This window comes from Mucilaginibacter aquariorum, from assembly GCF_024498135.1.
Lineage (GTDB): Bacteria > Bacteroidota > Bacteroidia > Sphingobacteriales > Sphingobacteriaceae > Mucilaginibacter > Mucilaginibacter aquariorum.
This window is the reverse complement of record NZ_JANHOH010000001.1, coordinates 2312908-2333172: the sequence shown is the minus strand read 5'-3', so window position 1 is coordinate 2333172 and position 20265 is coordinate 2312908. Positions and strand designations below refer to the sequence as shown.

General features: G+C 49.1%; 11 protein-coding genes. 8 read left to right on the top strand and 3 right to left on the bottom strand.

Annotated features, from left to right (window positions below; translation table 11 throughout):
* Position 1 precedes the first annotated feature (1 nt).
* The 6 genes from traJ to NPE20_RS10030 are packed head-to-tail and all read left to right on the top strand — an operon-like array spanning position 2 to position 5478.
* Positions 2-1198: a conjugative transposon protein TraJ gene (gene traJ / locus NPE20_RS10055; protein WP_256538489.1), complete on the top strand. Its 1197-nt coding sequence runs from the start codon at positions 2-4 to the stop codon at positions 1196-1198.
* Between the two features lie 20 nt (positions 1199-1218).
* Positions 1219-1836 (top strand): conjugative transposon protein TraK, encoded by a 618-nt coding sequence (gene traK, locus NPE20_RS10050; protein WP_256538488.1) that lies wholly within the window; start codon positions 1219-1221, stop codon positions 1834-1836.
* A gap of 3 nt (positions 1837-1839) precedes the next feature.
* The gene (locus NPE20_RS10045) at positions 1840-2178 is read left to right on the top strand and encodes a hypothetical protein (protein WP_256538487.1); all 339 of its coding nucleotides are present in this window, start codon (positions 1840-1842) and stop codon (positions 2176-2178) included.
* Positions 2179-2182: 4 nt separating this feature from the next.
* On the top strand, positions 2183-3286 hold the full coding sequence (gene traM, locus NPE20_RS10040; protein ID WP_256538486.1) for a conjugative transposon protein TraM: 1104 nt from the start codon (positions 2183-2185) through the stop codon (positions 3284-3286).
* A gap of 4 nt (positions 3287-3290) precedes the next feature.
* Positions 3291-4313, top strand: coding sequence for a hypothetical protein (locus tag NPE20_RS10035; RefSeq protein ID WP_256538485.1), 1023 nt, complete (start codon positions 3291-3293; stop codon positions 4311-4313).
* 10 nt (positions 4314-4323) lie between these two features.
* The gene (locus tag NPE20_RS10030) at positions 4324-5478 is read left to right on the top strand and encodes a hypothetical protein (RefSeq protein ID WP_256538484.1); all 1155 of its coding nucleotides are present in this window, start codon (positions 4324-4326) and stop codon (positions 5476-5478) included.
* 361 nt (positions 5479-5839) lie between these two features.
* Here NPE20_RS10030 and NPE20_RS10025 read toward each other — a convergent pair whose 3' ends face one another.
* The 3 genes from NPE20_RS10025 to NPE20_RS10015 are packed head-to-tail and all read right to left on the bottom strand — an operon-like array spanning position 5840 to position 15174.
* A complete protein-coding gene (locus NPE20_RS10025; RefSeq protein WP_256538483.1) occupies positions 5840-11740 on the bottom strand; it encodes a DEAD/DEAH box helicase in 5901 nt (1966 codons plus the stop codon).
* Entirely contained in the window at positions 11730-14789 is a 3060-nt protein-coding gene (locus tag NPE20_RS10020) for a hypothetical protein (protein ID WP_256538482.1), read from the bottom strand. Before NPE20_RS10020 ends, NPE20_RS10025 begins: the two co-directional genes overlap by 11 nt.
* 52 nt (positions 14790-14841) lie before the next feature.
* Complete coding sequence (locus NPE20_RS10015; protein WP_256538481.1) at positions 14842-15174, bottom strand: YegP family protein; 333 nt, start codon at positions 15172-15174, stop codon at positions 14842-14844.
* 117 nt (positions 15175-15291) lie between these two features.
* Here NPE20_RS10015 and NPE20_RS10010 point away from each other — a divergent pair, with 117 nt between their 5' ends.
* The gene (locus tag NPE20_RS10010) at positions 15292-16728 is read left to right on the top strand and encodes a sigma 54-interacting transcriptional regulator (RefSeq protein WP_256538480.1); all 1437 of its coding nucleotides are present in this window, start codon (positions 15292-15294) and stop codon (positions 16726-16728) included.
* A 285-nt stretch (positions 16729-17013) separates the two neighbouring features.
* The gene (hsdR, locus tag NPE20_RS10005; protein ID WP_256538479.1) at positions 17014-20262 is read left to right on the top strand and encodes a type I restriction-modification system endonuclease; all 3249 of its coding nucleotides are present in this window, start codon (positions 17014-17016) and stop codon (positions 20260-20262) included.
* Positions 20263-20265: the final 3 nt, after the last annotated feature.

The following is a 20265-nucleotide window of genomic DNA, read 5'->3' as shown; positions in this document are numbered from 1 at the left end:
TATGAAAAACAAATGGTTTTTAACCGCAGGATTTGCGGTAACGGGGATGCTTTTTCCTTTATTTTCCAAAGCTGAAGGCCTGGCGGAAAATATAAGCGGGCTTCAGGGAACGCTGAACGGCGTTTATAATGACATGCTGCCGATGTGCAGCCAGCTGATCGGCATTGGTCAGGGAATAGCCGGATTCGGGGCATTGTGGTATATAGCCGCAAGGGTATACCGGCAGATCGCAAGTGCAGAACCCATAGACTTTTATCCGTTGATGCGGCCCTTTGGTCTTGGCCTGGCTATCCTGCTGTTCCCGACAGTAATCTCAGTAATCAATGGCGTTATGCAACCCACGGTCAGTGCCACCGGCGGAATGGTGCAGAATTCTGACGCGGCAATCGCCCGCCTCCTAGAGGCAAAGGAAGCTGCCATTGAAAAAACGGATACCTGGAAAATGTACCAGGGAGCTGACGGAGATGGCGATCGGGACAAATGGTATAAATATAGCCATCCAAACGATCCAGAAGGAAACAACGAGGGCGTTTTTGAAAAGGTTGGAAATGATATGAAGTTCGCGATGGCTAAAGCGTCCTACAGCTTTCGAAATACGGTAAAGCAATGGATGTCGGAAGTGCTGCAGGTTTGTTACCAGGCGGCAGCGCTCTGTATCAATACGATCAGGACATTTTATCTGGTCGTGCTGGCAATTCTTGGGCCTATCGTATTCGGGCTTTCTGTTTTTGATGGTTTCCAGCACACCCTTACCTCCTGGCTCGCGAAGTATCTGAATGTATTTTTATGGCTGCCGGTCGCCAATATTTTTGGTGCCATTATCGGTAAGGTTCAGGAGAACATGCTGAAGCTGGATATTTCACAGGTTCAAAACGCCGGAGATACATTTTTCAGTTCGACGGATACCGCCTATCTGGTTTTTCTCATGATCGGCATTATCGGGTATTTCACCGTGCCCAGCGTCGCAAATTATATCGTCAATGCCGGTGGTGGCCACGGACTGCTTCAAAAGGTAAATACAATGGTCATCAATACCGGAAATACCACTATGGCCGCAAGCTCCGCAACCGGATCCAGGATGCAGCAAGGCGCAACCAACCTGGTTAATGCACCGAAAGATTTTCTGACCGGCTATAACGGTTCCGATGGGAATGGCAAGACCGGAAGTTTCGAGGCCAATAAACTGAAAGCAAATTAATCACTTAAAAATCAACAATCATGTTTACGCATCTAAAAAATATCGACACCGCTTTTAAGCATATCCGGCAATTCAGTCTGATCCTCATCATCGGCAATGTCATTACCATGTGTTTCTGCATCTATAAAAGCACGCAGGCGGTCAATCTCGCGCAAAGCCGCATCCACATTTTGTACAACGGCAAGCTTCTGGAAGCGAATGCTTCAGATCGTCAATCTAACCTGCCGGTTGAATTACGGGACCATATTAAATCATTTCATGAGTTCTTCTTCGATTTAAGCCCGGATGATAAGGCCATACAAGCGAACGTTGGCAAAGCATTGTACCTGGCGGACGAATCGGCCAAGCGGCAATACGATAACCTCCGCGAGTCCGGGTATTTTAATAATCTGATCTCTGCGAATATTTCCCAGGAGATCACTATCGATAGTACGCGTCTCCAGGGCAATCAATGGCCTTACAGCTTTACCTGTTACGCGACGGAAAAGCTCGTTCGCTCCAGCGGGGTGGTTTACCGTAAGCTGGTGACACAGGGCGAAGTCAGGGATATTCAAATTCAAACAGACAACAACCCGCATGGCTTCCTGATCCAGCATTGGGAAATTCTCGCCAACAGGGATACCACTTTACAAAAATAAGCGATGTTATACAGGAATAATACAAAAAAGGCAGATAACAAAGCGGCTGACCAGGTCGCTGAGCGCCTCGCCAAAATCATTATCAGGTGGCAGCAGACAATCGCAACCAAGCTAAACCGGCAAATCAACCAGGTCAGTAAGCGGGCACAAAAAAGAGTTTTCTGGATAATTTGTCTTGCCTGGGTAGTAGTCATAGCTATAAGCACTTTATCTAACTGGCATGGAAGCGCCCTTAGTAAGTCGCCAAATCCGTACGCACCGGTACATATCGGACAATCGTCGGAACCGCATCTTCGCCTGGGAAAAGATAAAACAACAGATTCATTAACAATTAAAAAATAAGGTTATGGAAAATCAACAAAAAAAAGAAATGCAACCGAAAAACACGGAGGAGTTCCTGAAAAAACGCAGATTTTACATGGTGGTACCTGCACTTGTACTGCCATTTCTAACCATGGCGTTCTGGGCGCTTGGCGGCGGGAAAGACGGGAATTCCTCGCTGGCTGCTGAACCGAAAAAGGGAATTGAGCTGGCCTTGCCGTCAGCACAGTTTAAAGAAAAAGAAGCGGCAGATAAAATGGATATCTACCAATCGGCCAAAAAAGACAGCCTTCATACGGCTGACGGGGTCAGCAAAGATTTCATGCAGGCAATGGGCTTTAATCCTGATAAAGCAGCCGGTTCGGCTCAGGTGAAAGCCCCGAGCTCACCGGAAATTACCAGTCCGGCGGACCAGCAGTCGGCAAAAATCGAGGCCAAACTCGCGCAGATAAACCGTCAGATCAGCCAGCCATCACCGGTTCCATACCATCAACCTGAAGCCGGCCCGGAGGTGCAGCGCCTGAGCAAGATGATGCGGTCGATGAAAAGCTCCAGCAGTGAAGACCCGGAAATGAAACAATTAAGCGATATGCTGACCAAGATCCAGGCCATTCAGAATCCGCAGTCCGTGAGTTTAAATCCGAAGCAAAAACCTAACGATGATTCGGCCTTCCGCGCCATACCCGCCATTGTCGATGGTAAACAGCGGGTGATGAACGGAGGGACTGTAAGAATAAAGTTAACCGACTCCGTAATGCTTAAAGGAATAATGCTACCAAAAGGGCAATTACTATTTGGTGCCTGCCAGGTAACTAACCAGCGGTTACTGCTCAGCATACAGAATATCCGCGTTGGAAAGGACATCATGCCCGCCAGCCTGACTGTATTCAGCCTTGACGGTATGCCGGGAATTCCTGCTCCCGAGGCTGAGCTGGGTGCCGCAGCGGGTGCTGGCGCCGATAATGCGATCCAAAGTATGCAGTTTCTCAGCATGGATGAAAATCTCGGCGCACAGGCAGCTGCGGGTGGTATAAACGCGGCCAAAGGTTTATTCAGCAAAAAGGCACATAAGATCAAGGTGAAGTTAAAGGATGAATACCCGGTTTTACTAAAGGTGAATAAAAATTAAGATTATGAAACCAGAGAATCGTGTCCTGCTCGCTTTTAAAAACTGGGAAGTAAAAAAATCCCAGCTATTACCGCTGCTTAAAGCCGGGACAACAGATGAGCGCATCTTGCTGAAGTTACAGTTGGAACATCTGCAGCAGGCGGGACATCGCCTCCGCGAAGTCATCAGGCCGGACGAAAAGCCATTTATGGCCCTGCTTGATAGTCATATCAAAAGGTTGCAAAAGCAATTGTATCCGAATATGATACAACGGGTGTTATTTCGGCTGAAGGATTATTTATTCGATGCGCCAGCTTACCTGAATCGGCGGCGCCATCAGCATGCCGCAAACATGACTAACCTGAAAGATCTGCTTCGTGGCCGTGGATTAGGATCAGTAGCCGGTGAATTGGAACGCCATATCGACCCCGATAGCAGCCAGCTAAAACTGCCGTTAAACTGTCAGTTGTCATCAGATAAGCAACTAAAATTTGAACTGCATTTTGGAAAGGACGTTTATGGTGATTTCCAGTTAAAGCAACTGAATGGAAGCTTGCATCAAAACGGGCAGACGTCCCGGAAATACGAATTTGAAATAGCAGAATGGCCGGGCTTAAAAGCGAACCAGGCGCTAAGCTTACTGGAAGGTCGCGCATTGAAACAGCCGTTTAAGGATATACTTGGGCAGGACAGCTACCGGTGGGTGGAGCTTGGTAACGACGGCGTGAAGCATTATGCGACTGATCACCCCTTTGACGTTTCCTCTGCTCTTAAAACAATGCCCAATATAACCCGCAACCGGGATGAATTGATCCGTTACCTGGAGAACGGGCAACAGGTACCAACCCACTGGAAGCACGACGGGCATTTTCAAAGCATTCATGTACAGGCTGATCCGGGAAACAATACGCTGAAAATATTTGATGCAAAATTGCGGCCGGTAACCGCCGAACAGTTAAACAAAATTGCCCAGCAGCAGGCAAAAAAATCGCAGGTCATCGCTTTATCACCGCGTAAATCGCTCAAAAACGGACAACGGATCCATTAATCATTACATCATGGAAAAGGCTATAAATTATTACGAATTAAAACAGGAATTAGCAGCTGCCGGCTTTCGAGATCCGGGCGTTAATGACGATCTCCGTAAAGCGATCTTTATGGAAAAGGACGACCAGCAACTGAGCACCGCTATCGGTGAGATCGGGTTTGATCTTGACCTGATGCGGGACGCACACGGCCGGTTAAGCTTTATCGGGTATTCTGCCACCCTTGGTGCCGGAAACGGCAACTGGCAATTGCAAAACTTTCAGCCCGACGTGCCGGTCAGCGATGCCATCCTATTGCTGCAAACCCGTGCCGGCATAGGTTCGGATGAAAAACTTTCATTTATACCGATTAGCAGGTCGGAAACACAAACACAAATTCATTTATTAAAATCAAATGTTATGAACACGCAAAATTTAGAATTTTTAAAAAAGAGCTTACTGAATCTTGGATTCGGCGACAAGCTAAATGACAAACTGGAAAAACAGATCAATCAAAAGACACCGGAGTTCACGCTTGATGCGCGTCACGAGTTTAATCAGAAACCCATTAATTACCAGTTGCACTTCAAAGCAGGTGATACTGAAGGGATGTATTTCTTCAATAAATTCGATGCCAGCCTAAATAAAGGCAAAGATCAGGAAGTTAACCAGACCTTCTATATCAATAAAGGGAACGGCATTACCGCTAAAGAAGCCTTTAACCTGATGGAAGGCCGGGCTGTCCATAAACAGCTGTTCAATAAAGAAGGCGAAAAATACCATGCCTGGCTGCAGCTGGACCCGGACAACCTAACCCAGAACGGTAACAAGGAAATTAAACGGTTCAACGAAAATTACGGTTTTGACTTAGAACAGGTGATAGCGAATAAAGGTATCAAAGAAATGCGAACTGCTGAAGGCCAGGAAAATCTTTTCCGTTCCTTAAAGAAAGGCAACGCACAGCAAATCAACGTCGAACAAAACGGCGAAGAAAAGAAATACTTTATCAGCGCCAGCCCGCAGTATAAAACAGTTGACCTTTATGACCACCAGATGAAAAAGATCAAACGCGAGGAACTTTTAAAACCCGAACACAAGCAGGCCACCGGTAAAAAACAAAACCAGCAGCAAAAGGAGGGGCTGCCTGAAAAAAAGCAGCCATCCCGAAAACGTAAAATATCAGTATGAATTAAAGAGCCTAGTGAATAGGCTCTTTTGCTGTCCTTCAATTTTGTCTAACTTTAAGGGAAGAATTAATGTTGGTTATCGATAATAAATAGTTATCCTTTGTTGATTGTTCCTAAATCAAATTGATAAGGATCATTTGGCGGCGTATATAGCGATTCAATTTATGCGGATGTCAAATGTTCGGTTAAGCCATGCATCCATCCCAGTCAGCATAAAAGATGCAGTGATAAACCAGCCCGTTTTTGTGCCATAAAGTATAGTTCACCCTATTATAAGGTGGAGAGATAAGCTTCATCAGGGCATAAGAAATTAATTTTTAACAAGAGGGCAATTTTATAATCGCCCTCTTGTTAAATACTCTCTAAACATTCTCAACAGATACCGTATATAATAGTGGATCATTATCCTTTTTGTTAATGGTCACAATAGTACTACCGTTGGTCCGCGTACTGAATGTTTTACCTGGGCCGCTGGGATACCAACCGTGCGCGATGCCTGCATCAGGCCGGATGATGACCTTGAGTTTTTCGTTCCTGAACTCAAAATACCGGAAGTGCGGCAAGCTGTCATTCTCGGCTAAGACATTTGATAATCCGCAGTCTGCTGCAAATTCTTCCATCAATTCGTTCCGAATCAATGCATTTTGAAGATTGTGGGATACAATGTAGGGCTCCCTGTCCTCCTCGAAATCTACCCCTTTAAAGGTAAACGAGCTGACACGGAAGGCTAAACGGTCCCGCAATCCTGCAACGAACTGAACAGTCATCATACAGCCCAGCGGCGTCCGCAGGTAACGATCGTAATAAGAGACCGCAAATGTTTGTCCCTGCATTCTGTCTTCCAGGCCCATACTAGGAAGCAACTTCAGCAATTCGGCAGCGATCGCATCAGAAGTGATCGGACCGCTGACATTCATGTTGGCGATCTGCACTTGTTGCTCATCAATCCGGACTAGAATAGGCTTCAATGATGCGATGGTTGCGCCCGGGTATTTGTAAATCGCTGAAATATCGGCTCGTCCCCAATGCTCATCAAAATTTCTTTCAAAATCAGCGGCTAAATAGCTAACAACCTCACCACCCTGCAAGATAACCTCGCAAATCGTTTGAAGCGGTGCTGCAACTAATGGGTCGTATTGAGCACAGGATGCCCACTCCTCCAGCTGTATCAGCGTCATTTTATCTTGTATACTCCATTGCCCGAGCACTTGTTCGAGCACAAAATTTACTTTGATCCTTCTCCCGCGGAGTTTGCTGATCAGCTGTAAACGATCCAGCTCCCAGTTCTGGAAATCTGCGGTCCCCACCAGACGGACCTCCTGTAATTTACCGTGATCGGCCAGGCGGCCCAGTTCGGCTTTGATCTCCGAAGCTAATACGCTGGTCCGGGGATAGGCAGTGCTGATCGCATCCGGTACCTGACTGCTGAGCGCGCGTTTCAGCCAGGCGAGGGCTGGTTGTTTATCCAGTTTATCGATATGCCACTGGGTATTGCGATCGATCAAACATTGGGTGCAGGCGTGTTCACATTCACAGCCGGACAGTGCTTTTCGGGCGATCTTGAAGAGGTCCTCGGCATACAAAGGAAATTGCGCCGCATAACCCGCACCACCTTTGGCCGTATCAAAAATGAAAACGGAAGAGAACTGCGCATAACGTTTGATACCGAAACTGATCTCCGCCTGTTCGATGGCCAGGAAATGGGCCAGCTCTTTCGACAACACGGCCCCCAGCGTATAAAGCAACGTTTCGTCGCGGGTTAAGCCGTGCTGCTCATCACGGAAACGGATCTCGCAAAAACCGGTTTGGAACTTGCCCCCTAAGATCACATTGTGATGAATGCCATGCGGCGCACTGTTACCTGAGCACAGGGCGGAGGTATCTCTGGTATTGTTCTTGCCACCACGCAGCCGGGTATGACCTAGCAGGTCTCCGGCATCGGTGGCTGCCCTCCCGCAGTGTAAACAAACCGAATAACCATTGCCGCGCCCGACATTATAATACAGGATCTCCGCATTTTCTTCGCTTTCACGCGTATCATAGATCGCCAGGCTCGTCGAGTTCCAGGGTTTGATGTTGATCAGTAGCGGGTCGACATACTGGACAGACGAAGCCTCGGTGATCTTGCGGGTCGGTTCTTCGTAAAGATCGACCGCGAAACCGGCAGGCTGGATCATTTCTGTGAATGGCCGGACCAAGGTCGGGTCTTTGAAATTGATGCCGGTGAATTCCGTTTGGGTGCAATGGGGGCAGGGCTTGTTAAAATCTTCTGCGGAAGCTGACTTAAGAATGCGCTGAAAACCGCAGTTTTTACAAGATTGGATAATCTCCCGTTCTGCTTCGACACCCCGGTCGTTTTTCAAAATAATACCTGCCGGTTCGTAGCCTTTCCCATCGATCACGACTTGGTTGCCGGGCGCAAACTCGGAGAGCGCCCGGGTGATAAAATAAGCTGGTTTCTTACCGGTATTGGTTTTGTTCTTCAGGTCGTCGACGTTTACGGTATCGAAATCGATGATACCCGTCGGGAGCCCCGCGCTGGGCAAAAAGCCTGATTCGGCCAGATAACCGATCGCATTCTTCTCCCGAAATTGGCGGTACTGGTAATCAACCGCTTTATAGGCGGGCGTTCGGTCACCGAACTCAGCGTCGAGTTGGGCCAGCTTGTTCGTAAAACTTTCTTGTTGGCTCATCGTAGCGCTATGCAAGTCCTGAAAGGCTTTCATAGCCTTATTGAGCAAATAGGCGAACTGCTTTCCTTCCAGAGGGGTGCCGCTGACCACGCTGGCGAGGCCGGCTTCACAGCGATAGACATCCGCTCGCAGGATCCAGTCGGTAAACAGTGTGGCGGTCGGTGCGTGCGGATGAAAAAAGAAGCGTTCTGTGTCGATCGTCAGATTGATCCCGCTGAGCTCGTCCTGGACAAACTTTCCTAAAAAGAAGGCGTTGACATGCCGCATGACCAGTGTTTCGCTGCTAAAAGAAATATAAGGTGAAGCGATGGGATGGGTCAGCGCCCATTTCGGTTCGTTCCAGGCATTCATCCCGATTGGGTTCGGCGGACAGATTGTGAAGGCCAGTGACTGAGCTTCGAAACGTCTGCCTGCGCGGCCGGCACGTTGTAGATAATTGGCCGGGCTCGGCGGAACGTTGTTCATTACGACCATCGAAATACCGCCGATATCAACGCCCATTTCCATGGTCGTCGAGCAGTTGAGAATGTTAATCTCCGACTTTTCAAATTGCTGCTCCAGTTGATCCAGCCGCTTTTCGTTTTGCTGGGCGGAATGCTCGCCAGAAAGATACAAAGGACGGTAAAGGATTACCTGCTCATGCAGGTTGTTCCACAGCCCGGCCTCGCGGAGCGGCGCCGACGCCTCCGCCAGCCACGCGCGGGTTGCTGCCAAATCCTCCTGATTCTCTGCATCCTTATTGAATGCATGGGGAAATTCGGGAAATAGCGTTGAACGTGTGATCGCATAGCGCTGGATGTTCTCCGGGTTGAGGCTGCCGCTGATCCAGGGCGAATAACCGCGAAACTGCGTATCGATGAGACGCTTTTTGACAGGGCAAAGAAAAAGCTGACCGGCCAATTGAAAATGACTGACCGCTTCGAGATTCATTTGATAGCCGTCACCATTACCTTCCAGCAAATGTGTCCTGATGGCCACCCAAATGCTACGCATCAATTCGTTAACCTGGTCTTCGGTTTCGTTATCAATATCGGAACGGTCATGCAAACCCAATCCCGCGCAGATCAGCAGGGCTAGTTTATTAGGCCGGGCGCTGCGCCGGTCGAAAAGCGGCCATTTCTCTGACGTGCTGGCCTGCTGGGCATCGGGATTATAGATGCTAAAGCTGCGAAGGAATTCCGTGCCATAACGGTAAACGCCCTGCGGCAACTGAAAATAAAACTTCAGGCGAATAACGTAATCTGCCGCTATTTTTAGCAGATCCTGCCATTCCTGGGGACTTATCCCGAGCGCAGTTACATGGGCGGGCACGTGAGCTTTGGCCAGGTCCGGATACACGAGATTCACCATACCCAGGTTTTCCAGCGAACGTTTTTTAGGCATACGACGTGCGAACTGGTCATAAAGCAGCGCTGTCAGATATTCATCTCTGGCACCCGGTCCTTTATCACCCGGGTTGTTGCCATGGAACAATTTACCGAAATCGGTCTGTTTCATCAGTTCAATTTTGGCATCCCGCCAGCTTAAAGTGAGCGGTGGCAAAGCCGTGGCGCCCTCGTCGCGCAAGGCGATATATTCATCGAGTTCCCTTTGCCTTTTCTTTTGCAGTGCAGGTACCCTATTATTGCGCAGTGCTTCTTCTGCGTCCGCAATGGCGAACTCCAGCTCTTCCGGCGACAGGACAGGTGCCTCAGCTCGCTGCCGCTGCTTTTGACGGCACAGGCGGTGATATACCTGTGAACGTACCCAGTTGGCTTCGTTGTCCTGGTTTATGAGCGCTGATATCTTTGCGGTGCCTTGTCGGCTATCCGTAAACGAGATATACTTATGACCTTTCCAGAGCATATCCGTAGTTGGGACGGCTGCTTCAGGTGTGATCTCCAACAGAATGTCGGCCAATATCCGGTTGATGAACGATGCAGAAGACCGGAAATGCTGCGGATTGTGAACACGTTCACCGCAATGTGGGCACGCGGCGCCGCTATCCAGTTCAGTGAACTGTCCATTGTTCCAGACCAGTTCCCCGCCGGTGGTCAGGTCAAAATTCACCGTATCAGGGTGGTAGTGGCCATCCGCTTGCCTGCGGGTAAAATAAAACTTGGTGACATTGGCCGGATCCGTGTTATCCTCTTCTTCGTCTTCCAGATCGATGGTAAACGGGTCCTGCACAACAGCCGAAACCATGCGGACACGGTCATCACCTGTCTTCCGGTCGGTGATCCTTTCCCCTTCGAGCAATTGGTGGTCGCAGGTCCGGCAGGCGACGAGCTCAAGCAACTGCGAGCCGCATTTGCAGAGGCCGCCGGCTATGGTGGTCATGTGTCCCGGTGCCGCCGCAGGTTTGTCCTTCCCGTGTACGGTACATTCCGGGTTCGTACAAACAAAAACACCGCCGATGCCCCTGGCAAAAAAGTGGCCGCGGACAGGCAGGATGGAACGTCCACTGACCTGATGATTGCTCAATTGATCAACAATGTCCAGGCGCTCATCAAGGCCGGGCGTTTCAAAGCGGCGGCCGATCTCGCCAAGGGAAAGGGCGGGCTGGATCAACAGTTCTTTGCGCAATTCCACGACACGTGAGTCCAGTTCCGCGGTTTGTGCCATATTTAATTCCGGTGACAATACCCGGTGCCCGGTGATCAGGGTGATCTGAGCGGCCGGAATGCCGCAGAGGTCGGCCATGAATTTTTTAAGTTTTTCCTGATTTTCCGGTCCGGCGCCAACCGTTGCGGAAGTGATCGCAAAGCGGATTTGGCTGATATCAGTTTGAAAAGCATCTACAACCCGGCGGATAAGCAGTGCCATTTCTGCGGCGCCTGAGCCGGTGAGCGTGTGTGCCTCGTCCAGCAAGATCCAGCGTAGCGCCCCCTTTGACTTTTGCAGCAATTCAACGTCTTTATTCCGAACGAGCATGTATTCCAGCATCGCCGGGTTGGTGAACAGGATCTGTGGTGGGTCTTTTCGGATTTGTGGACGGCTCATGAGTTCCGGGAGCTTGGCCTGCGCATCTGCGGCCTTCACATTTTCTGGCGTATTACCGTTATACACCGCGTATTTGATCCCTCCCAGCGCCCGGCACCAGGCATCAACCCTTTTCTTTTGACTGCCGATCAGGGCATTGAGGGGATAAAGGAAAATGGCGTTGACCCCCACGCTGTCCCGTTTGTGCTTGAAAATATCATAGAGTACAGGCAGCATAAAACATTCTGTTTTACCCGAGCCCGTACCGGTGGTTACCGCTATCGAGCGGCGCAGATTAAGGAGGGTATCCCAACTTTCATATTGGTGTTTATAGGGGTGACGCTCATGTGGGAACTGGAAATTGGGGTCCCTGATGGCGGCAAGTTTATCGATAAAATCCCTGCTGAAGACCTTATCCGCCTCTCCAAAAGTTAGGGGTGAAGGTTCCCAGGGAAATCCGGTTTGAAATACCGGTTCGGCCATTAAGCCTTCGCGTTCAAGGATCTGTGAAAAATAACGCTGCATCGTCGCATCGCCGGTCGCCCATAAAGAAATGATAGCCTCCTTTAGGCGGTTATTGATCTGGTGGTATAAATTTTTAAAGTTCATAGGTGATTAGATTTTTGGTTAAACAGTAGTTGATTGCCTCGCTGTACCAGGCAGGGTTGAGTAACTGGCTGTAGCGAACATGGCGCCGGACATCCTCATTTTCTTTTTTCCATAGCGTATGATCAACGTTTGCGATGGAAAGCGCCACCGTTACCGGTGATTTAAGCAAGAGTTTGACATTAGCCAAGTCAGCATTGACCCCAATGATGCTTTTAAAAGCTTCTGGAACTTTAGGGCATTTTTTGGGTAACTCGGCCAATACCTTTGATCCTAGCAAACTCCGCATTTTGCTGATCTCGGTGTTGAGGTGGAAACCCTGTTTCAACCTTGGCCTCGTATCACGAAAAATATAACCGGCAGTTTCCTTAAAGCTTTCAGCGGGTTGCTGCTCCTCAAAATATTGGAAAATGTTACCAAAAATTAATTCTGCGACTTCTTCATCTGACTGAAAGCCTATCCATTCTGTGGCAGCCAACCAGTGCTCACGGGCGGCCCAATGGAAACAGAAGCCAATATCGCGTTCCAGCAGTCCGCAGGATTCGCTGATAAACGTTTCCGTTTCGTCAGAGTAAGCCAGGAACACAAAGACCCTGGCGGCCAGTTCTGAAGAAAAGCTGGCAGCTCGCAAAATGTCGAACGTAGCGTAGGTTAAAGCGTTTTGTTGACAAATGCGGAAGTAAGCCAATAAGCGCTGCCAAATTTCTTCATCAGCACCTGCCGTCAGTAACTCGTCACGCAACTGGTTAATCCGTTCGAGCCGGTCCTCAGCGCTGGTTTGTTCGTGCAGCGAGTCGCTGCAGATAAACTCCGGCTGAATCCTCACTTCTTTGCCACAGAAAGCAATGTACTTTTCCGGACTGTTTTCGTTTCGGAAAGTGTAGATGCCGTCTTGCCAGACCAGGTCGCGCAAGTACAATTCATCTAGTGCGCAATCCAGAGGTACTGCAAAAAGCTCGGGTTGAAGCGGCGCGGTTTGCAACTGCAGACGTTGCTGATCATCTAAGTTCCAGGCGATCCGCTGTTCATACCTCTGAATGCGGTATTCAGCTAGCTTGATTTGACCAAATTGCTTTTGCTCGGCGATCTCCAACAGGATCTCTGATGTGCTGTCCATAATATCGGAAAGGGCGTAAAGCTGAATGATCTTATCTTCCAATTTCATTAGTGAACTTAGGCCGCGTTCCAATGGTTCGGATATGATGATGTCCTTTTTCGACGTATTGCTCATATTCACGATCAGCTGATCCTGATTGGTCATCAGCCGGTACCCGTAAAGTTTGTTTAGGGTTAGGCTGCTGTTATTCGCCAATACTTCTCCTCCCGGATCAAGAATGGCAACGCCATGAAAAGGCGGCTCCATCTCAAACTGTAGGCCATGGGCCTGGTTGGCCGACCTCAGACTGCCATGAATAGCGGCCGGTATATGACTGGTACTGGTCAAATTCAGCGTGATCGTATGCGGTCCAGCTTTATCGATGTGAACCCAGGGGTTTTCATTGATTTGAAAGACAAATAGATTATTGACCAATTCGATCTGGGCTTGGTGCAGACTTTCTGAATGTACACGCCTCTCCAATCGGCCAAGCATAAAACAGGTGTCATACTCAATGATATCCCCGATCTGCAGTTTGAGCTCGGTCAGTCCGGCCGGTATCGGGACATTCCAATTATTCCAGCCCATTGATAGGCTTTGCCGCCATTTCAAATCAATGATCTTGATCGGACCGTTCTCATCTTCGGCAATGATGTGAGGCTTACTGCCGGTGATCGGATAGTTAGCCCTTTTAATCCATTTCGGCCGTTGGTCCAGTATATACCAGTCAATCTTCTTGCTGGATGTTTTGAAGAAACGTTCTTCTCCATCCTGGGAGACTGTGATAATTTCCCGGAACCGGATCAATTGAAAAGCTTCGCCATATAACTGCAAGTCCTCGATTGCTTCCCCGCCGGAAACATGCTGTGCAGCGAGGCTCAACAAAAATCCGGTATCGCCCGTCGTATGACGGCCTTTTTCCAGCGTGTATTGCGTGTCATCGTATGCTGTCCATAAGGTAGCTTGATCCAATCGGGGCAGATAACCGACCAAATCGTTACAGCTGTGCCGTTTGCCATCAATGCCCGTCAAATAAATATCCGGTAGTTGGTCTCCGCCGTCCCACAGGAGATCGTGCTGGTTGACCCAGTCTGTTTTATATTGGCCGTTCGCTTTTTTGATAAATTTGCAAACGATGACGCCGTTGTAATAGCATTTGTAGACGTAGTCAAGTTGATCCTCTTCGTTGTTCCGGATAAAAAGATTGCGAAATTGCTCGGTAGTGAATTCAGGGAAGGCCAGGTAAAGGCGGATGCTTTTTTTATGGGTATCGAGCATCCACGCCACCTTAATTCGGGTCCTCCTTACTGGCACGCGCAAACTCAGCTTTTTGACTCGCAGCTCGCTGCTGATCTCGTTGAGTTCCCGGTTCCCATTCAGGATGGATAAATAAGCTTCGTCATTATCCATGATCGCTTTGACGATTGATAAGCAGCATTCGTAAATCTCCGGATTGCGGCTGGTCTTTGGCAGCAGCGCCGTCAGGTCGTTATCGAATGCGAAATCGTCTATGGTAGACGGGTTAAGCTCTATGATCTTGAGTAAGAAATTTTTATAGTTTCCGCTGTGTGCAGACATGTGCCTGACGGGCAAGCCGCCCTGCAATAAGAGTGTCTTAAAATAAAGAGTGTTTTGGTTTTTGATCCAGCGGACGCCTAACAACTGGCCTCCTTTACGGGCCAGTTGAAAGAAGCGTTCCTCATCGGTGACCCGCAGGCCATCGATGCTGTCCAATACCTCGCGCTTGGAGGGAATGCCGCCGTTGTAACATCTTTTCCACCATTCTGCATAATATAAAGCACAGTCGACAGGGTCCAGTTCTTCCGAATTCGACACACCAGCCAAGGTTTGACTCAATTGAAGGAACCCGGCATCATCCAGGGCGTAGGCCCATAAAGCCTGACCACTATGGCGGCCTAACTGGCGGGATGCTAATAACTCGTTAAAAACGCTCATTTATAATTGGATAAGGTGGTTAAATGTACTATTTTTTCCGGTTACACTCCATTTAGCTAAGGTCTTCAGTAGGTGCTCCCGGCGCATCACGCTTAACGGCATCGATGCCGTTGTTACGGCCGGCTGCAGTGGTGTAATTTTCACTCCGTCCAATGATCTCGCCATTACCCGCTTTCAAATTGAAGGTGTAATTGTAGACTTGATCCTTACGCTCGTAGCGGCTGTCATAAGGGGCATTGGTTTTCACAGATGCGATGCCGTTCAGACAGGCTTGTTTGGTAGTGTAACCTTCACCGCTGAGGATCTTTTCACCATTGCGGGCTTTCAAATGAAAGTAGAACTGTTGGTTGGTGCCCTTGAACACCTGAAATTTTGGATTTTCCATAGTTTAAATAATTTGATTAGGGACTTGCGAAAACCTTGCCACTCATAAAACCTCTTATATTTGGCGAATTATTTCTATATTGTTGTCAATTATTGATTTTAATTGTCAAAAAATGATATGAAAATTTTAGCTTCTTGGTTGGCCAAAAACAACGATTTTAAAGATGGGGCGGTAAACGATGACGGCCCGACGGTTAATTTTTACAAGAACTTTTTTGACTATGACAAGCACTTGCTGCTCAGTTCTGCCGTAGGCGACGATACGCTAGCCGAACATTTGACGGCCAGGCTTAAAGTATTATTCCCCGAACACCGGGATAAAATCGAGATCCGCTACATGGCGGTTGACGACCTGATTGATATTGGCCAGATTAAAGAAAAGGTGGAAACCCTGTTGTTGCAATATCCCAACGACGATATTGATATCTTTTATTCTCCCGGCACCTCGGCCATGCAGGTAGCCTGGTATGTTTGCCACACCACCCTGAACCTGCGAACCAGGCTGCTGCAGGTACGCCCCGCTAACCGCTCAAAAAGCAAAAAGCCCGAACGGCTGATCATCGACGTCGCTTTTTCCACCGCGCCGGTCAGCGCCGTGATATTGGAAGAACGGATGAGTAAGCCCGGGCAAGACAAGATAGGGCACCTGCTCGTACCATCTATCCAGCGAGTGTATGCGAAGGCGGCCATGATCGCCCGGACGGATAAAGTGACCGCTCTGATCCTCGGGAGCAGCGGTACTGGTAAAGAACAACTCGCCAGGCATATCCACGATCAATCGGGCCGCGCAGGCTTTCCTTTCCTGCCGGTCAACTGCTCTGCTTTCAGCGACCAATTGTTGGAAGCCCGCCTGTTCGGCTTCAAGAAAAGCGCTTTCACCGGAGCAGATAAAGATACCAAGGGCCTCTTCGAAGCAGCCAAAGGAGGAACATTGTTCATGGACGAGATCGGTGATATTTCGCCCTATATGCAGCAAAGTTTGCTTAGAGCCCTTCAAGAGCAAGAGGTCCTGCCCCTGGGCTCTAATGATCCTTTAAAAACCAATGTGCGGGTAATCGCCGCGACGAACCGCGACTTGCCAGAACTTTGCCGTCAGGAAAAATTCCGTTGGGACCTATATTACCGCCTTGCGGTGACCGAGCTTGTCCTGCCAGACCTGGCTGCAATGCTGCCAGAAGAACGCGAAGCGCTCATCAGCCACTTTTTAAAAATGAAAAAAACCGAATTGAAAAAGGCGCGCCTTTTGACGCTTAGCAAAGACGCCCAAGCAGCGCTTTTAGCCTACCCCTTTCCCGGAAATATCCGCGAATTAGAGAATCTGATTGCACAACTGTATGTCTTCCACGATCAGGAAGCCGGCTTGGCTGACTTGCCTGGCAGAATCCGGACCCCCACCGCCAGCGATTCCCTGAAGTGGGAAGATGCAGAAAAACTCCATATCCAAAAAGTGATGCGGCTCGCTAAAGGCAACAAGAGCCAAGCACTAAAATGGCTGGGCTATGGTTCGATTAACACCCTGCAAAGCAAATTGCAGACCTATGGACTAAATGAGTAATGAAAAGTTGAAACTAATCCCTTTGCCGCTACCGAGAGATCGATCAATCTTGTACCTATTGAGACCGTCGGCCAGATGCCGGCCACATAAACGCCCGTGTCACCGATACCAAGATCAGTAAGGAGATGCAGCCGCTTAAGATCAAATACCAGGGGCAGCCGCTGACGCTGTCGGAGGAGATCAGTTAATCAATTGCGGTTACTGTGTATCCATCGGCCTATTGTTTTTTGTTTATCTTGCGGTTTAGTGATTAATGCACTAATTTCACCAACCTTACATCCTGGCATGATCATATCCAATTTTAGCTTTCTGGAACCGGAATACCCGCTGCTCTTTAATATTGGGCAAGCTGCTGAAGGATATTTTCAAAAAAATGACCCCGTGGTCTGCCTGATCAAACTCCGGCAATTTGGCGAAACATTGACTATTTATTTATTTGATGAGCACCAACTGGAATTCCCGGTCGAGAACAGCTTTCATAACCGTTTGAAGGATTTAGGATTTGCCCAAATACTCCCAGCCACCATCCGGGATATGCTGTTTACTATCAAGGATAAAGGCAATATTGCCGCACACCAAAGCAAAGGTACCACAGTCGATGCCCAAAACATGCTGTTATCGGCTTATAAAGCTGCGCGGTGGTTTTACCAGACCTATACCAAACAGGCCGTGACGCTAACAGAAACAAGCTTTCAGCTACCCGAAGCTGTGGAGTCCGATCAGGTGTTGATCCGTTTGGAGGAAGAGTTTAACGAACTGCAACAAAGATTTGATGCGCTGCTCGCCGAACGGAAAACAGGAGGTCTCACGGAACAGCAACAGGAACAAATCCGGCTCCGCTCGGAAAAGGCCGTCAAAAAGATCAATATGTCCGAGGCAGAGACCCGGGAACTCATCGACGCCCAGCTGCGTCTCGCCGGATGGGAGGCAGATACCGTTCAATTCAATTTTAAAACACAAAAGACACTGCCGCATCGCGGCAAAAATATGGCGATAGCGGAATGGCCGGTTGGCGGCCTTTGGGCTGATTACGCTTTATTCATAGGTACTACTCTTTATGGCATCGCGGAAGCCAAAAAATATGCCCAGGATATATCGACCGATCTGGGCCAATCCAAAATTTATGCAAAACTGGCGGCCCCGCAAAAGAATGCGACATTGCTTGGGTCATGGGAAGAATACGGCGTGCCCTTCCTGTTTTCCACCAATGGCCGCCCTTACCTGGAACAGATCAAAACCAAAAGCGGGGTTTGGTTCCTCGATGTCCGTCAACGCCATAATACCGCCCGCCCTTTACAAGGTTGGCCATCGCCTGATGGCCTGGTCAAGCTTTTAGCGCAGGATATGCAGACAGCCAACCAAAAACTGGAAAACGCCCCACTTGATTTTCTGGCCAGCAGCACGGGATTGAACCTCCGTCCATACCAACTCAAAGCCATCCGAAAACTTGAAGACGTGATCATCCATGAGCCCCAGCGAAACCGTGCATTGATCGCAATGGCGACCGGTACCGGCAAAACACGGACAATCATCGGGCTTTGTTATCAACTCATCCAGACCAACCGTTTCAGGCGCATCCTCTTTCTTGTTGACCGCACCTTATTGGGTATCCAGGCCATCAATGCCTTTAAGGATAACCGCGTAATCGATTTGAACACTTTTGCCGAAGTCTATGAGACGCGCGGCTTTAAAGAGGCCTTGCCGGACGCAGACACGCGCTTGCATTTCGCGACTGTTCAGGGCATGGTCAAGCGTCTTTTTTATAACGATTCCGAAAACGACATCCCCGCCATCGATACTTATGATTGCATTATCATTGACGAAGCACACCGTGGCTACCTGCTGGACCGGGAAATTGATGAACTCGACCTGGAGTTTAAAGATCAGCAGGATTATGTGAGCAAGTACCGAATGGTGCTGGATTATTTTGATGCTTTTGCCATCGGCTTGACCGCTACGCCCGCGCTGCATACCAGTGAGATCTTTGGCACACCGGTTTATACCTATTCCTACCGCGAAGCCGTCATCGACGGGTTCCTTGTTGATCATGACCCGCCGTTTATCATTAAAACCAGGCTCAACCAGGAGGGGATCACCTGGGCACGCGGTGAAAGGCCTAAAGCATTGGATCAGGAAAGCAACAGCCTTATTGAACTGGCCCAGCTGCAGGATGAACTCAGTATCGATGTATCCGGCTTCAATAAATCCGTGCTCACGGAAGCTTTCAACCGGACCGTCGTTGCACAACTGGTGGAAAAACTCGATCCGGACGACGAAGCGAAAACCCTGATCTTCGCCGCGACCGATGAGCACGCCGATACCATCGTCCATTTGCTCAAGGACGAGTTTCAAAAAAAGGGCATAGATGTTGCCGATGATGCCATTCAAAAAATCACCGGCAAGTCTTATGACCCGGAGGAACAAGTCAAACGCTTTAAAAACGAATGTTACCCCAGCATCGCCGTTACGGTCGATTTGTTAACTACCGGGATCGACGTTCCGGCGATCAGCAACATAGTCTTCCTCCGGCGAGTTAAATCCCGTATCCTCTACGAACAGATGCTTGGACGGGCCACCCGCCTTTGCACGGATATCGGAAAGGAGACCTTTAAGATCTATGATGCCGTGGGCGTTTATGATATCCTGGAAGACTATACCCAGATGCAGCCCGTTGTCGTCAATCCCAGTACCACCTTTGCCCAACTGGCGGGTGAACTGGAACATATTGATCGCGACGACCGCGCCCGGAAACAGATCGAACAGATCCTGGCCAAATTACAACGCAAGCAAAGACTGATGGATGCAGCCGACCTGGAAACCTTCCATTACTTAGCCGGTGCCGAAAGCCCTGACGAACTGATTGCTTTCTTTAAAGGTAACTCCACAGCAGTAGGTATCCAGCGTATTTCCAAACTGGGGCTGTTGTGGCCTTTTTTAGACGATTTGAGGCCCGCGCCCAAAAACATCTTATACTCTGAACATCCCGATGAATTCCTGGAGACCGAAAGAGGTTACGGAAAAGGTCAGCAGCCGGAAGATTACCTCGAAAGTTTTGCCCGCTTTATCAAAGTCAACCAGAACACCATCGACGCCCTAAACATCATTTGTACCCGCCCCAGAGAGCTGGACCGTAAATCCTTACGCGAACTGATGATCATCCTCGATCGGGAAGGCTACAATGCCAACACCCTGAAGACTGCCTGGAAAGCCGCCAAAAATCAGGAAATTGCCGCCGATATCATTTCATTTATCCGTACTCTTGCGGTTGGAAATGTCCTGGTCAGTCATGAGCAACGCATCAAACGGGCCATCGCCCAGGTCCGGAACCTGCATCCCTGGAGCAAAGTGCAGGAAAAATGGATCGACCGCTTTGAGCTGCAATTACTCCGGGAAACCATCCTTCAGCCGCAGGACTTGGACCAGGCGCCATTTGATGATGCGGGCGGTTTCCAGAAATTAAACAAGATATTTGAGAACCGCTTAACCGAGGTGATCAATACCATTAACGAAAACTTATACAACCAATCCGCCTAAAGC